This is a genomic window from Aurantimonas sp. C2-5-R2 (assembly GCF_036549495.1).
Taxonomy (GTDB): domain Bacteria; phylum Pseudomonadota; class Alphaproteobacteria; order Rhizobiales; family Rhizobiaceae; genus Aurantimonas; species Aurantimonas coralicida_A.
In genome coordinates this window covers 47,673-61,310 of record NZ_JAZHLJ010000021.1, presented here as the reverse complement: position 1 = coordinate 61,310, position 13,638 = coordinate 47,673, and the positions used below count along the sequence as shown (strand labels likewise).

General features: G+C 62.3%; 12 protein-coding genes and 3 tRNA genes. 10 read left to right on the top strand and 5 right to left on the bottom strand.

Going from position 1 to position 13,638, the window contains the following annotated elements; genetic code table 11:
• Nucleotides 1-150: 150 nt before the first annotated feature.
• The 4 genes from VQ044_RS11700 to VQ044_RS11685 all read right to left on the bottom strand — a co-directional run bounded on the left by VQ044_RS11700 (nt 151) and on the right by VQ044_RS11685 (nt 3,335).
• Nucleotides 151-1,239 carry an isocitrate/isopropylmalate dehydrogenase family protein gene (locus VQ044_RS11700; RefSeq protein ID WP_327647360.1) on the bottom strand — a complete coding sequence of 363 codons (1,089 nt, stop codon included), beginning with the start codon at nt 1,237-1,239 and terminating at the stop codon, nt 151-153.
• A gap of 139 nt (nt 1,240-1,378) precedes the next feature.
• Nucleotides 1,379-1,454, bottom strand: a tRNA-Glu gene (locus VQ044_RS11695).
• A gap of 167 nt (nt 1,455-1,621) precedes the next feature.
• On the bottom strand, nt 1,622-2,668 hold the full coding sequence (locus VQ044_RS11690) for a YcbK family protein (RefSeq protein WP_327647362.1): 1,047 nt from the start codon (nt 2,666-2,668) through the stop codon (nt 1,622-1,624).
• A 226-nt stretch (nt 2,669-2,894) separates the two neighbouring features.
• Nucleotides 2,895-3,335 (bottom strand): VOC family protein, encoded by a 441-nt coding sequence (locus VQ044_RS11685; protein WP_327647364.1) that lies wholly within the window; start codon nt 3,333-3,335, stop codon nt 2,895-2,897.
• A gap of 347 nt (nt 3,336-3,682) precedes the next feature.
• Here VQ044_RS11685 and VQ044_RS11680 point away from each other — a divergent pair, with 347 nt between their 5' ends.
• The 5 genes from VQ044_RS11680 to VQ044_RS11660 all read left to right on the top strand — a co-directional run bounded on the left by VQ044_RS11680 (nt 3,683) and on the right by VQ044_RS11660 (nt 5,513).
• Nucleotides 3,683-4,261, top strand: a complete 579-nt coding sequence (locus tag VQ044_RS11680) for a cold-shock protein (RefSeq protein WP_327647366.1) — start codon at nt 3,683-3,685, stop codon at nt 4,259-4,261.
• 25 nt (nt 4,262-4,286) lie between these two features.
• Entirely contained in the window at nt 4,287-4,751 is a 465-nt protein-coding gene (locus VQ044_RS11675; protein WP_327647368.1) for a DUF192 domain-containing protein, read from the top strand.
• Between the two features lie 194 nt (nt 4,752-4,945).
• Nucleotides 4,946-5,022: transfer RNA gene (locus VQ044_RS11670), tRNA-Pro, on the top strand.
• Nucleotides 5,023-5,071: 49 nt separating this feature from the next.
• Entirely contained in the window at nt 5,072-5,380 is a 309-nt protein-coding gene (locus VQ044_RS11665; protein ID WP_327647370.1) for an ETC complex I subunit, read from the top strand.
• A 57-nt stretch (nt 5,381-5,437) separates the two neighbouring features.
• Nucleotides 5,438-5,513, top strand: a tRNA-Arg gene (locus VQ044_RS11660).
• A 113-nt stretch (nt 5,514-5,626) separates the two neighbouring features.
• On the opposite strand, the gene metC is transcribed toward VQ044_RS11660, so the two are convergent.
• Nucleotides 5,627-6,808, bottom strand: a complete 1,182-nt coding sequence (metC, locus tag VQ044_RS11655; protein WP_327647372.1) for a cystathionine beta-lyase — start codon at nt 6,806-6,808, stop codon at nt 5,627-5,629.
• 217 nt (nt 6,809-7,025) lie between these two features.
• Between metC and VQ044_RS11650 the strand changes: the two genes are divergently transcribed.
• The 5 genes from VQ044_RS11650 to VQ044_RS11630 all read left to right on the top strand — a co-directional run bounded on the left by VQ044_RS11650 (nt 7,026) and on the right by VQ044_RS11630 (nt 13,319).
• Nucleotides 7,026-8,045 carry an amino acid ABC transporter substrate-binding protein gene (locus tag VQ044_RS11650; RefSeq protein ID WP_327624907.1) on the top strand — a complete coding sequence of 340 codons (1,020 nt, stop codon included), beginning with the start codon at nt 7,026-7,028 and terminating at the stop codon, nt 8,043-8,045.
• A 108-nt stretch (nt 8,046-8,153) separates the two neighbouring features.
• Nucleotides 8,154-9,344 carry an amino acid ABC transporter permease gene (locus VQ044_RS11645; RefSeq protein ID WP_327647374.1) on the top strand — a complete coding sequence of 397 codons (1,191 nt, stop codon included), beginning with the start codon at nt 8,154-8,156 and terminating at the stop codon, nt 9,342-9,344.
• An 18-nt stretch (nt 9,345-9,362) separates the two neighbouring features.
• Nucleotides 9,363-10,841, top strand: a complete 1,479-nt coding sequence (locus VQ044_RS11640) for an amino acid ABC transporter permease (RefSeq protein WP_327647376.1) — start codon at nt 9,363-9,365, stop codon at nt 10,839-10,841.
• Between the two features lie 362 nt (nt 10,842-11,203).
• Nucleotides 11,204-11,989, top strand: coding sequence for an amino acid ABC transporter ATP-binding protein (locus VQ044_RS11635; protein WP_327624904.1), 786 nt, complete (start codon nt 11,204-11,206; stop codon nt 11,987-11,989).
• Between the two features lie 169 nt (nt 11,990-12,158).
• A complete protein-coding gene (locus VQ044_RS11630; RefSeq protein WP_327624903.1) occupies nt 12,159-13,319 on the top strand; it encodes an AI-2E family transporter in 1,161 nt (386 codons plus the stop codon).
• The last annotated feature ends 319 nt before the right edge of the window (nt 13,320-13,638 follow it).

The following is a 13,638-nucleotide window of genomic DNA, read 5'->3' as shown; positions in this document are numbered from 1 at the left end:
CATCTGCGACCTGTTCGAGCCCGAAGAATGTTGGAACTACCTCAAGGCCGCTGGCTATGTTGCAGATTAATCGCCTGACGCTCTAGCCCGGAATGGCGAAAAGTGGGATCGGCATTCCACCCGCGTTTTGCGCCAACTGAAGGGGATTGATCAGGTCCGCGCAGCCTCGGTCATTCGCGTGATCAGCGACTGCGTGAAGGCCGCCGTCGCGCAGGTGCCGCCAAGATCGGCGGTGCGGGTGTCAGGGTCGGCGATGGTCGCGTCGAGCGCGGCGTCGATCGCGGCGGCAGCTTGAAGCGGCGCGTCGTCTGAAAAACGCTCGCCCAGCCATGCCAGGAGCATCGCCGACGATCCGATGAGCGAGGCCGGGTTGGCAATGCCGCGACCGGCGATATCGGGCGCCGAGCCGTGCTGGGCCTGCGCCATCGCATGGCCGTCGCCAAGGTTCAGGGACGCCGCCAGTCCCAAACTTCCGGCGAGTTCCGAGGCCAGATCCGACAGGATGTCGCCGAACATGTTGGTCGTGACGACAACGTCGAAACGGGACGCGTCGCGAACGAGATGCGCGGCCATCGCATCCACCAATTGTTCCTCGTAGCGGATGTCGGGATAGCGAGCGGCGACCTCCCGCACGCAGTCCAGGAATAACCCGTCCGAGACCCGCAGAACATTCGCCTTATGGACTGCCGTCACCAGCTTGCGGGGGCGCCCTGCGGCGATCGCGAACGCCTTCTCGGCGATCCTGAGCGAGGCTTGCCGCGTGACCTTGCGCACGGCGAGGGCCAGGTCCGGCGTCGGCATGAATTCGCCACCGCCGAGGAACATCGTGCGGTCGGCGTAGAAGCCCTCCGTGTTCTCGCGCACGATCACCAGATCGATCGGGGCACCGACCCGTGGCGTGATCCCCGGTCGCGTGCGGGCAGGTCGGATATTGGCATAGAGATCGAGCTGCTTGCGGAGTGTGCCGGACGGGTTCACGCCACCTTTGTCGACCGGCGGATAGACGTTGTGGGAAACTGGCCCGAGGATCAACCCGTCGGCGCCGCGAGCTCTCTCGCAGCTTTCATTCCGAAATGTGGAGCCGAAGGCTTCGAGTGCCGCGAGGCCGACTGTTTCGTCGTCGAATGCCAGTTCGATGCGGTGCAGCGATGCCGCATGGCGAAGGACCGCCAGCGTCGACTCCACGATCTCTGGCCCTATGCCGTCGCCTTCCATCACCATGAGATTGTACGAACGCATCGCCGTTGGCTCCCTGTTCGCGCTTCGCCATGCATCGGGCCACGACACTGGGAGGCTGGCCGGTCGCATTGAACGCTAGCGCCGCGAATGGTGTTGGTGATTGTCTTTTTCCGAAAACCAGCGCGCCGAGAAGGGAAGCTGGTACGCCCAACGGGAATCGAACCCGTGTTTCCGCCGTGAAAGGGCGGCGTCCTAGACCGCTAGACGATGGGCGCGGCGACGGGGTGTATACGGGGGTTCGCTGGGGATCGCAAGACGTCGGAGCCGGGTTTTTCACACACTGGCGGTGAAGCATTTCGGCTCCGCGCGAAAGCGCGCGCTTCGCGCCGGACGATGATTTGGAATCCCACAGCGTTGCGCGGTCGGACAGGGCCGCTTAGCTTTACTTGCGGCTACGGCAGCGCCAATTCCAGTCGCGCTTGGGGCCGACATCGACGTGGATCGCCGCTGTGTGGCAGTAGGTTCCCACGCCACCTCGGCCTGGCAATGAACGTACGTAAGCCGCGACGGCGAACCGGTCGACATCCGGCACGACGATATCGGCAGCCTTGCAGCCCATGTGCTGGGAGCGGCGGGCACCGTTGACGCGACGGTTATACGTTGGACTGCGGTAGCCGGAGGTGACGACGATCTTCTTGCCGAAACGCCGTTCGATCGCCCGCAGCGTCCCAACCAACTTCGCGGGAAAGCAGTTCGTCTGGACGCTCTCGCGCTGGACACGGAGACCATTGGGCGCGACGCGGGCAAAACCGGTGAGCGACGCCACCTGATAGCTACTGCCGCCGCTGATTTCGTCGAGAATGTCCTCGTCGTCGGCCGATGCGCGCTGCCCGATCTCGAACAGCGAAGACGGGTCGACGCCAGGCAGGGCATTGTCTGCGCCGGAGCTAGCGGCGGCCTCGCGCTGCAGAACGATGCGGCGGCTCTTGCCTTTCTCCGCATTTGCGATCGGCGTGCGGACCTTGGAACGAGCAAAAAGCGAAGCGAAAAGCGAGCGGTCAGCCTCGCGGCCGCTCTCAGCCGAGGTCATCTTGTCGCCCTCGCTGACACTGCCGCCCGCGTAAGCGGCAATCGCCTTGTTCCCGGCATTGAGCATGCGGGGGGAAGCAGGGGGAGGAGCCTCCGCCAAGCCTGCGGTCTGCGGTTCCTCGCTGACCGATGAAGCGTCTGCCGTGGCGCTGGCCGAAGCCTCGCCGTCGATCGCCGCGCTCGCCGGAACCTCGCCGGCGATGGCAGTGCGGTCGGAATCGGTCTGCCCGTCGGCGGCCAAGATGTCTTCGGATGGCGCCGCGCCGGCGAAGCCAAAGGCCGTCGTATCGTCAAGCGCCGAAACGCATGCGCCCACCAGCGGAAGGCTCGAGAGCACCGCCGCCGCCAGAATATGCCGCCGCAGCGGCCAGCGGCGCACGGTCCGGATACTCGTCGTCAAACTTATCCACCCTCTCAATGGCGAGCCGAAGGGTCCGCCTTTTCGAGCTACCGCTGATGCGGCAGACGTCGCAAGCTTCGTCGTGATATCCCCCGCCGACCGCCTGAATCAGGACCGTCGGCATCGAAGCCTGCGCAATAGAACCTATTTCCGCGCATATGGCCAGAATGCGGCAGCACCATGATCGTCGACGGCCCGCGACCGCCGACGTCAGGTCGGGGCAATTCTACCAGCTGCCGGTGTTCTGCATCGAGGCCCACGGCTCGGCCGACGCCTTGGCTTCTCCCTTCTGCAGAAGTTCGAAGGAAATATCGTCGGGGGATTTGATGAACGCCATGTAGCCGTCGCGTGGCGGCCGGTTGATTGTCACGCCCTTGTCCATCAGGTCTTGGCAGGTCGCATAAATGTCGTCGACCTCGAAGGCGAGATGGCCGAAATTGCGCCCGGCACCATAGGTCTCCGGGTCCCAATTATAGGTCAGCTCCATCAGCGGGGCTTTGGATTCCCTGGCGCCCGGAAGGTCGTCGGGCGCCGCAAGGAAGACCAGCGTAAACCGTCCCTTTTCGTTCTCGACGCGGCGCGTCTCCACCAGCCCCAGCTTGTTGCAGTAGAAATCGAGCGACTGGTCGACGTCGCTGACGCGGACCATCGTGTGCAGATAGCGCATTGGGATGTCTCCATTGATGAGGAGGGAGAGACGTTAGGGCACGGTTGCGAACGGCCAACCCCCTGCCGCCGACAAAGCCAGCCCCCGCCGCGCATCTCGATCTCCAGGACGCCCGCCCGGCGCCATGCCAGCTGGCGGACGTTCTGGATCGATCGGGCTGGATTGCGCGAAGACGGGAGGAGACGTCGCTTTCGCAAGAACTTGCGAGGCCGCCAAGACTGCCGGAACCTGTGTGCAACAGGACGCATTTTCGCACAAATGCCGTAGTTGCCCTTGCTCGAAACCGGAAGGTTAATGCTATGCTAAACTGTGCCGATTCGGTTGGCGTAAGAGGCGGGACCCCCCGAATGTCGGAGAAAACCTCTGTAGACGTGCATGGCGAGGGCGAATCATCGGGCGGCGGCGACGTCCAACTGATCGTCGTGTCCGGCCATATCAAATGGTTCGACGTGGCCAAGGGGTTCGGCTTCATCGTTCCCGATGATCAGGGCGCCGACATCCTGTTGCATGTGACCTGTCTTCGCCGCGACGGCTACACGACAGCCATCGAGGGAGCGCGTCTCGTCTGCGAGGTGCAAAAAGGCGAGCGCGGCCTTCAGGCATTCCGAATCCTGTCCATGGATCAATCGACGGCCATCCATCCGTCGCAATTGCCGCCGTCGCGCACCCACGTCACGGTGGTGCCGAGCAGCGATCTTGTCCGCGCGGTGGTGAAATGGTTCAATCGTACCAAGGGCTACGGGTTCCTGACCCAAGGCGAGGGGACGGAGGATATTTTCATCCACATGGAAACCCTGCGGCGCTACGGTATGATGGAACTGCGCCCCGGGCAGGAGGTGCTGGTGCGCTTCGGTGACGGCGAGAAGGGTCTGATGGCCGCCGAAATCCATCCCGGGACCGGCCCCGTTCAGCCAGCATCGCACTGACCGCACTGACCGCAGGGGCTCGGCCATGATGTTTCGCAAACCAATCCTCGTGGCCGGCTTCGCCGCCGTGGCTATCCTGGCCGCGGCCTATTTCGCGCTGGCGGGGGGCGACCTGTCGACCGCGACGCTGGTCACCGGCTCGGGCGAGCAGAAGATCGATGTCGAGCTCGCGCTGACGCCGAAAGACCGCGAAATCGGCCTGATGAATCGCGAGTCCATGCCGGCGGGGCAAGGCATGCTGTTCTCCTTCGACCCGGTTCGGCCGGTAACGATGTGGATGAAGAACACGCTCATCCCTCTCGATATGCTGTTCCTCGACGAAGCTGGCACGGTCATCCATATCAAGACGAACGCACAGCCCTTGTCGCTCGATCTGATTCCCTCCGGCGGGCCAGTCAAATACGTCCTGGAATTGAACGGCGGCGCGGCAGCGCGCTACGGCGCGCGAGTCGGGGATCAGCTCAAGCACGAGATCATACCGGAATCGTGACGGATCGGCGGGCTGGCGGCGCATTCTTGGGACGATTTCATACGCGGGCCGGCCGCGGAGGAGGCCGAACATGAAGGTTTTGGCCCGTGCCTTTTGCCGTGGCGGGATGCGGCGGGCGCAGCCATGCAACGCGTTGGCCTTGACTTCGGCGGGCAAGCCCGGCAAACCCCCGTCCACAGGCGGATCATGGCATCCGGAGCGTAGCGCAGCCTGGTAGCGCATCTGGTTTGGGACCAGAGGGTCGCAGGTTCGAATCCTGCCGCTCCGACCATCGCGATCCGCCCGTATTTCGACGCGAATCCCGCGCTCCCGACGAGGCCATGATGGTTGCGAGAATCTACCGTCCGTCCCGAACCGCCATGCAGTCAGGCAAGGCCAAGACCCGCGACTGGGTCCTCGTCTATGAGCCGGAGGAGCCCAAGCGGATCGAGCCCCTGATGGGCTATACGTCCTCGGGCGACATGAATTCGCAGCTCCGCCTCTCCTTCGCCACGAAAGAGCTGGCGATCGAATATGCCGAGCGCAACGATATTCCATTTCGGGTCGAGGAACCCCACCTCGCAAAGCGGTCCAAAGTGGCTTATGCCGACAACTTCCGGTACGACCGAAATCAGCCTTGGACCCATTGACGCTCCGGCGTTCGTGATCGGGGCACTGCTCGGTTTGCATGATTTTTCGGTCACGCCGGCCCCGTAGCTCAGTGGATAGAGCACCGGCCTTCTAAGCCGATGGTCGCAGGTTCGAATCCTGCCGGGGTCACCACCAGCCCAATTGTCCGGCCCGGAGACATGGGCGACATTTTCGGTCCGCGGAGGTGCCGCGCGGTCCAGCAGGCGGCCATTCGCGCACCCCAAGCTCCTCCGCGACGAGCGCTTTTATAGCGTATTCGCGGCCGCAAATCCGACTTCCAGGTCGGCCTTGAGATCGGCGACGTCCTCCAGCCCCACCTGAAGTCGAATGAGCGCACCGCCGCCGGGACCCTTGGCGATGGTCCGGTCGCTCAAATCGACCGGAACGGCGAGGCTTTCGTGCCCGCCCCAGGAATAACCGAGCCCGAAGATCCGCAGCGCGTCCAGGAAGGCCGCCGCCTTTCGCGCATCGCCCTTCAACACGAAAGCGAACAGGCCGCTGGCGCCGCTGAACTGGCGCCGCCAAAGCGCATGGCCGGGAAACGAGGGAAGGGCGGGGTGAAGCACCTCGCTCACCTCCTCCCGGCTTTCCAGCCATTCCGCCAGGGCCAGCGCCGAGGCCTGATGGCGTTCCAGGCGGATGCCCATCGTCTTCAGTCCGCGCAGGACAAGGTAGACGTCGTCGGGCGCTGCGTTGACGCCGATCTGCATCTGGGTGTCGCGGAGCCGACCGTAGGTCGTCTGGGTCGCCGATACGCTGCCCATCATCACGTCGGAATGACCGCCCGGATATTTCGTCAGGGCATGAATCGACAGATCGACGCCGTGATCGAGCGGCTTGAAGAACATCGGCGTCGCCCAGGTATTGTCCATCATGGTGACCGCTTCGCCGGCGTGGGCGGCATCGCAGACAACGCGGACATCCATGATCTCGAACGTGTTCGAACCAGGCGCCTCGAGGAAGACGACTTTCGTTTCCGGCCGCATCAGCCCGGCTATACCTTCGCCAATGTGCGGATCGAAATACTCGACCTCGACACCCAAGCGCGACAGGGTTCCATCGCAGAAACGACGAGTGGGGTAATAGACCGAATCCACAACGAGACAGTGGTCGCCGCTCGACAGGTAGGCGAGCAACGGGACCGTGACGGCGGCGAGCCCGGACGGGAGCAGAATCGTCCCGGCTGCCCCTTCCAACTCGGTCAAAACGTCTTCCAGGACCTTGGTGGTCGGCGTGCCCGACAGACCGTAGGTAAACGGCGCGTGAATTCTGTTGTTGAGGCTTTCCGTCGAGGGAAAGAGGACGGTCGAGCCATGGACAACCGGCGGATTCACGAAGCCGTGCTGGGACTGTGGATCGTAAGGCCCATGCGCCAGACGGGTGTTGATGCCGTCCTGCCGTCCCCGGCGGGAGTTGTCGGTGCTCAATTGTTCGGCTTTCTGATTGTACTCAAGACGACTGATCGGACGTATTGCCGAAAGCGAGGGGAAAAAAACGTCAACTGCTTGACCTGCACTTTTTTATGACATGTGATTGCTGTGCGAAATGAGGGACTTTGTCCCGAGGCCGCCATCTGCCGCATCGGACTGGGTACTTCGTTTGTCAATAAAGTCATACCCAAAACCCAACCGGGAAGGTATCCTGATGAAATTGAAGCTTCTGACCGCGGTGCTCGGTCTCTCGATCGCGGGCCTGGCAGCTGGCGGCGCCTCGGCGCAGACCCTCCAGACTGTAAAGGATCGCGGGGCCCTTAAATGCGGCGTCAATACGGGTTTGCCAGGCTTCGCCTCGCAGAATGATCAGGGCGCTTGGCAGGGCCTCGACGTCGACTATTGCAAGGCGATCGCCGCCGCTGTGTTCGGTGACCCCAGCAAGGTTCAATATTCGCCGCTGTCGGCGGTACAGCGCTTTCCGGCGCTCCAGAACAGCGAAGTCGACGTTCTGGCCCGAAACACCACCTGGACCATGGACCGGGACACGAAGCTCGGGCTCACCTTCGCCGGCGTCAATTACTATGACGGCCAGGGCTTCATGGTGAAGAAGGAACTCAATGTCAGCTCGGCGCTGGAGCTCTCCGGTGCGACGGTGTGCGTGCAGAGTGGCACCACCACCGAACTCAACCTCGCGGATTTTTTCCGGACCAACAACATGGAGTACAATCCGGTCGTCATCGAGTCGCAGTCGGACGTCAACTCGGCCTATGACAGCGGTCGTTGCGACGTCCTGACGACGGACGCCTCCGGTCTTGCCGCCTCGCGCCTCGAAATGGGCAGTCCGGACGATCACGCGATCCTGCCGGAAATCGTCTCCAAGGAGCCGCTTGGACCCGCAGTGCGCCAAGGCGATACGGAGTGGCTCAACGTCGTGAAGTGGACGCACTACGCGCTGCTCAACGCCGAAGAGCTTGGGGTCACCCAGGCGAATGTCGAAGAGATGCTGGATTCGGAAAATCCGGAAATCCGTCGCCTCCTCGGCAAGGACAAGAACTTCGGCGAGTCGATCGGCGTGTCGCAGGATTGGGTGGTCAACATCATCAAGGCCGTCGGCAACTACGGCGAGATCTTTGAGCGCAACATCGGTGTCGACACGCCGCTCAAGATCCAGCGTGGCCAGAATGCCCTCTGGACCAAGGGCGGTCTGCAGTACGGTATGCCGGTCCGCTAATCGGTAACAACGGAGCGGGCGCCTTTCGGCGTCCGCTCCGACCGGCATTGACGCTCGTCGCCCATCGGGTGGCGGGAGCGAGATTTTGTGCACCGCTTGGGAACCGAAATGACCGCCGACATCCATCCGTCGTCACGCGAGCGTGGCGGTGACTCGCTTCTGACCAATCCGACCTTCCGCAGTATCGTGATCCAGGTCCTCTTGGTTGTCGGTCTGGTGGCTTTCGCTTGGTGGATCATCGACAACACCGCGCAAAATCTCGCCGCAGCGAATATTGCATCAGGCTTTGGATTCCTGGAATCCCGGTCCGGATTCGACATCGCCCAGACGCCGATCGCGTATTCCAGCAATTCCACCTACGGACAAGCGATCCTTGTTGGCATCGCCAACACGCTGATCATCGCGGCGAGCGGTGTTATCGTGGCGACGATCATCGGCTTCTTGGTCGGAATCGGCAGGCTGTCGCACAATTTTCTCATCCGCACGCTCTCGACCATTTATGTCGAGACGTTCCGCAATATTCCGCCGCTGCTGGTTATTCTGTTCTGGTATTTCGGGGTTCTCTCCGTTCTGAGCGGACCGCGTGGGGTCGCGGAAAGCCCGATTGGGGTCTATCTCACCAATCGCGGCCTGCAGATCCCGAGCGTACTGTTCCAGCCGCTTGCCTGGGCTGCCTTCGCGGCTTTCCTGGTCGGCATCCTGGCGACGATGTGGCTCGCCCGTTACAGCCGGAAGAAGCAATTGGCCACCGGCGAGCGCACGCCCGTGCTTTGGCCCGCGATCGGGATGATCGTCGGGCTACCGGTCGTCGTGTTCCTGGTGACCGGCGTGCCGGCCGCGCTAGAGTTTCCAGAGGCGAGCCGGTTCAACCTGGCCGGCGGTTTCCAGCTCCGGCCGGAATTCATCGCGCTGTTGCTGGCGCTGTCGATCTATACGGCTGCCTTCATCGCCGAGATCGTGCGCGCCGGCATCCTCTCGGTTTCCAAGGGGCAGACCGAGGCGGCGTCGGCGCTTGGCCTGAAGCGCGGGCAATTGCTGCGACTGGTCGTAGTGCCGCAAGCCTTCCGGGTGATCATCCCACCGCTGACCAGCCAGTACCTCAACCTGACCAAGAACTCCTCCCTCGGGCTGGCGATCGGCTATCCCGAGCTCGTCGCGGTTGGATCGACGGTCCTCAACCAGTCGGGTCAGTCGATCGAGGTCGTGGTCATCTGGATGGTCGTCTATCTGGGAATCAGCATCACGGTTTCGCTGCTGATGAACTGGTTCAACTCGAAAATGGCGCTCGTCGAGCGTTGATGAAGGGCGCGCAGGACCATGGAAGAACAAGTCGCCCGCTTCGTCGCGACCGAGCAGAAACAGCCGCTCCCGCCCCCGCCGAGCGAGAGGGGCATCATCGGAACGACCCGCCGCAACCTGTTCGCCACGCCGCTCGATTCGGTGTTGAGCATCCTTGCAGGATTGATCATTGTCTGGGGGGCGTGGAACATCGTCAACTGGGCCTGGATCGACGCCACCTTCACGGGAAGCGACCGGGAAGCCTGCCTCGGGGAGGGGGGCGCATGCTGGGCCTTTGTCGGGGCGAAATTCAGCCAGTTCATGTACGGCGTCTATCCGTTCGGTGCGCGCTGGCGGATCGACGTGTCGGTGGTAATGCTGATCGTGCTCGTTGCCGGAATCGCCATACCGCGTATTCCGTTCAAGCGGATCAATGCGATGCTGCTGTTCGCGGTCTATCCGGTGGTGACGCTGATCCTCCTCACCGGCGGGCGGTTCTCGTTCTCCGGCGGCGGGGTGACGCTGCTGCTTTTGATCGCCGCCGCCATCACGATCAGCGATGTGGCATCGCGCCCGGAGATCGGTTTCGGTAGCCTGATGAAGACTGCCGTCGGGTTGGCTCTGTTCGGCGTGTTGGCGCTGTTTTTGTCGAAGATTGTCAGCGGTGCCTCGGTCGATTTCCTTGATCTGCGATTCTCGACGCTCACGCTTGTCGCGTTTCTGGCAAGCCTCGGTTCGATAGCGGTGGCTGTCCTCACCGGATTCCGTTCCCAAGAGATCAGTCGACTCCGCCTGCTGATGCCGATTGTCGCGGTCGTTCTCTTTGTCTTCGTGATGACCGCCAATTTTGGCTTGCGGCCGGTGCCAACCAATCTGTGGGGTGGCCTGATGTTGACGCTCGTCGTCGCGCTGAGCGGTATCGCCGCCTCGCTTCCGCTGGGTGTCATCCTCGCTCTCGGCCGGCGATCGGACATGCCTGCGGTGCGGCTATTCTCGGTGATCTTCATCGAGTTCTGGCGCGGCGTGCCGCTGATTACCGTCCTGTTCATGGCGAATTTCATGCTGCCGCTGTTCCTGCCCGAGGGCGTCAGCTTCAATCAGCTTTTGCGGGCACTCGTCGGCGTCGCGCTGTTCTCGGCGGCCTACATGGCGGAGGTGATCCGCGGCGGCCTCCAGGCCATACCAAAAGGTCAGTATGAAGGCGCCGACGCCATGGCGCTGACCTACTGGCAGAAGATGCGCCTGATCATCCTGCCGCAGGCTCTGAAACTGGTGATTCCGGGAATCGTCAACACCTTCATCGGGCTCTTCAAGGATACCAGCCTGGTCTACATCATCGGTCTGGCCGACCTTCTCGGGACGGTGCGCCGTGGCTTCAACGATCCAAGCTGGATCACCCCCTCCACGCCGGCGACCGGCCTCGTCTTCGCCGCGTTCATTTATTGGTTGTTCTGCTTTTCCATGTCGCGCTACTCGATCTACACTGAGCGGCGACTGGATACCGGACACACACGCTAGAGCATCGGACGACAATATGAATGCGTTCTGCCAGAGGGATTTCTGGACAAGGTCGAGGGGATCGGCGCAGGTCGTAGCGGCGCTACGGCCAAGACGAACCCCGAAGGAATTGTCCCGAAAGCCCCTGGCCCACCGGTCGCCCCGCGCCGGATGGCGCGGTGAGGTCGATCGGCGGATTCTAAGACCTGCCGTTTGCCAAAGGCAAACAGGCGGGTGGGTTTCCGGTCGCCGGGTGCCCACTTTGTCGGCCGGCTCGACCGTAGCGCCGCTACGTTTGTCGCCGCCCTCCGCGTGGATCACCTCGGCGAACCGGGAAACAGAACCGCGTCCATATTATCTTCCGATGCTCTAAGGATCCGACCATGGCTGTCGATACCGAAACCAAGGCGCAACCGACACCGATGCAGGTCTCCGACGAGATCGCCGTCGAACTCTCGGGCGTCAACAAGTGGTTCGGGGAATTCCACGTTCTCCGCGACATCAATCTGACCGTTCGCACGGGTGAACGCATCGTCGTCTGCGGTCCGTCGGGATCCGGCAAATCGACGATGATCCGCTGCATCAACCGGCTGGAGGAGCATCAAAAAGGCCGCATCGTCGTGGACGGCATCGAGCTGACCAACGATCTGAAGAAGATTGACGAGGTGCGGCGCGAAGTCGGCATGGTGTTCCAGCATTTCAATCTCTTCCCGCATTTGACCATTCTGGAGAACTGCACGCTGGCCCCGATCTGGGTGCGCAAGATGCCGAAGAAGAAGGCCGAAGAGGTGGCCATGCATTACCTGTCGCGGGTGAAGATCCCCGAGCAGGCGAACAAATACCCCGGCCAGCTCTCCGGCGGCCAGCAGCAGCGCGTGGCCATCGCCCGATCGTTGTGCATGAGCCCGAAAATCATGCTGTTCGACGAGCCGACCTCGGCGCTCGACCCGGAGATGATCAAGGAAGTGCTCGATGTTATGGTGGGGCTCGCCGAAGAGGGAATGACGATGTTGTGCGTGACCCACGAGATGGGCTTTGCACGCCAGGTCGCCAATCGTGTGATCTTCATGGATGCCGGCCAGATCGTCGAGCAGAACGAGCCGGAGCCGTTCTTCACCAATCCGCAACACGAGCGCACCAAGCTCTTCCTCTCGCAGATCCTTCATTGACCTGGTCGTCGGGCGCGTTTACGCGAATCGCCTGGTCGTGCAGATGATCGGCGTTCGATAAGCGACGCCGTGCGGGGCAGCAACGTGACGTCTTGCGCGGACGCGATGTTGCCTGTCAGGACTTCGGTTCCCCGGATTTCGATGAACATTTCGCGCGAGGGTTGGTGATTTGTCCGAGCGAACATCCGAAAGCAGAGCGGCGCCGTCGCCGGCTCCTGTTCCCGCGACGATCGAACTGGTCGACGCGCAGGCAATCGCGTCCACCCCGAGTTGGGCCATCATTGGAATCTTCTTCATCCTCCTGTTCGGCGGATTGTATCTGACGGCAAGCTTCGTGCTGCCGGTCATCATTGCCCTGCTGTTCGCGTTGGTGATGAGCCCGGTGGTGCGATTCCTGCGTCGCCGGTTGAAAATCTGGGAGCCGATCTCTGCGTTCGTCCTCGTGATCGGCACGACGATGACGCTGATTTCAGGCTTCTACATGCTCAGCGATCCCATCGCGAAGATCGTCAACGACGCGCCTCGTTACGCCGCGGCCGTGGATGCGGAGATGCGGACTGTCAAGAACCGGCTCGAACGCCTCCGCTCGGCACAGGAGAATGTTGAGAAAACCGCGAAAAGCGCCGCCGGAGGGGCGGAGGACAATGAGGTTGTCGTCAAGAACCCCGGCCTCGTCGACAATGCCACGACCGCAGTGCCGCAGATGCTGGCTTCTGTCGGCTTCACTCTGGTGTTTTTGTTTTTCCTTCTCGCTTCGGGCGACCTATTTTACCAGAAACTCATACGGTCGATGCCGACGCTGGCCGACAAGAAGCGCGCGCTTCACATCGCGCACGACATCGAGCGCGAACTCTCGCGTTATCTGTTCACTATCACGATGATCAACGCCTCTCTCGGGATCGCGGTCGGGACGCTGTTGTGGTGGGTCGACATGCCGACTCCCGTCGTCTTCGGCGCTCTGGCGATGCTGCTCAACTTCATTCCCTATATCGGTGCGCTGATTGGCATGGCGATTGTCGGGGTGATCGCTCTCGCCGATTTCGGCAACTTGGCCCAAGCTCTGGTTCCAGTGCTGCTGTACCTCGCCTGCACGACAATCGAAGGCCAACTCGTGACGCCAACGATCGTCGGCCGACGGTTGGAGATGAATGCCGCCGCCGTCTTCCTCTCGGTGGCGTTCTGGGGTTGGATTTGGGGCGTGGTCGGCATGTTCCTCGCAGTCCCGGTCATGGTCGCTATCAAGGTCTTCGCCAGCTATGTCGAACCGCTCGCGCCGCTCGGCGATTTTCTATCGGCCGAAACAAAACGAACGCCGGACGAAGACGACTGATAACGGCGTGCGGTGACAGAGACCTGTTCGAGGATGCCGAACGGGGGTGTCCGGCCAGGCGCGGCGCGCGGGGCTCGGTAGAACGCCCCCTGGCAGACCCGGTTCAAAGCCCCACCGCAGGTCAGGCGCTCGGCGCGCCTTGCGGCGTTGCGACTTCGCCCGATGCGCCGCATCGCGCCTCGCCGGGTATCGGCGTGAAGGTGCCGGGAGTGGCCGGTCGAGTTGTTGCCTACCACCGCAGATAGGTATGATGCCGCGCTCGTTGCTGCCCTTCACAGATGCCCAATAAAAAACCGGCGGCCCAGAGGGCCGCCGGTCG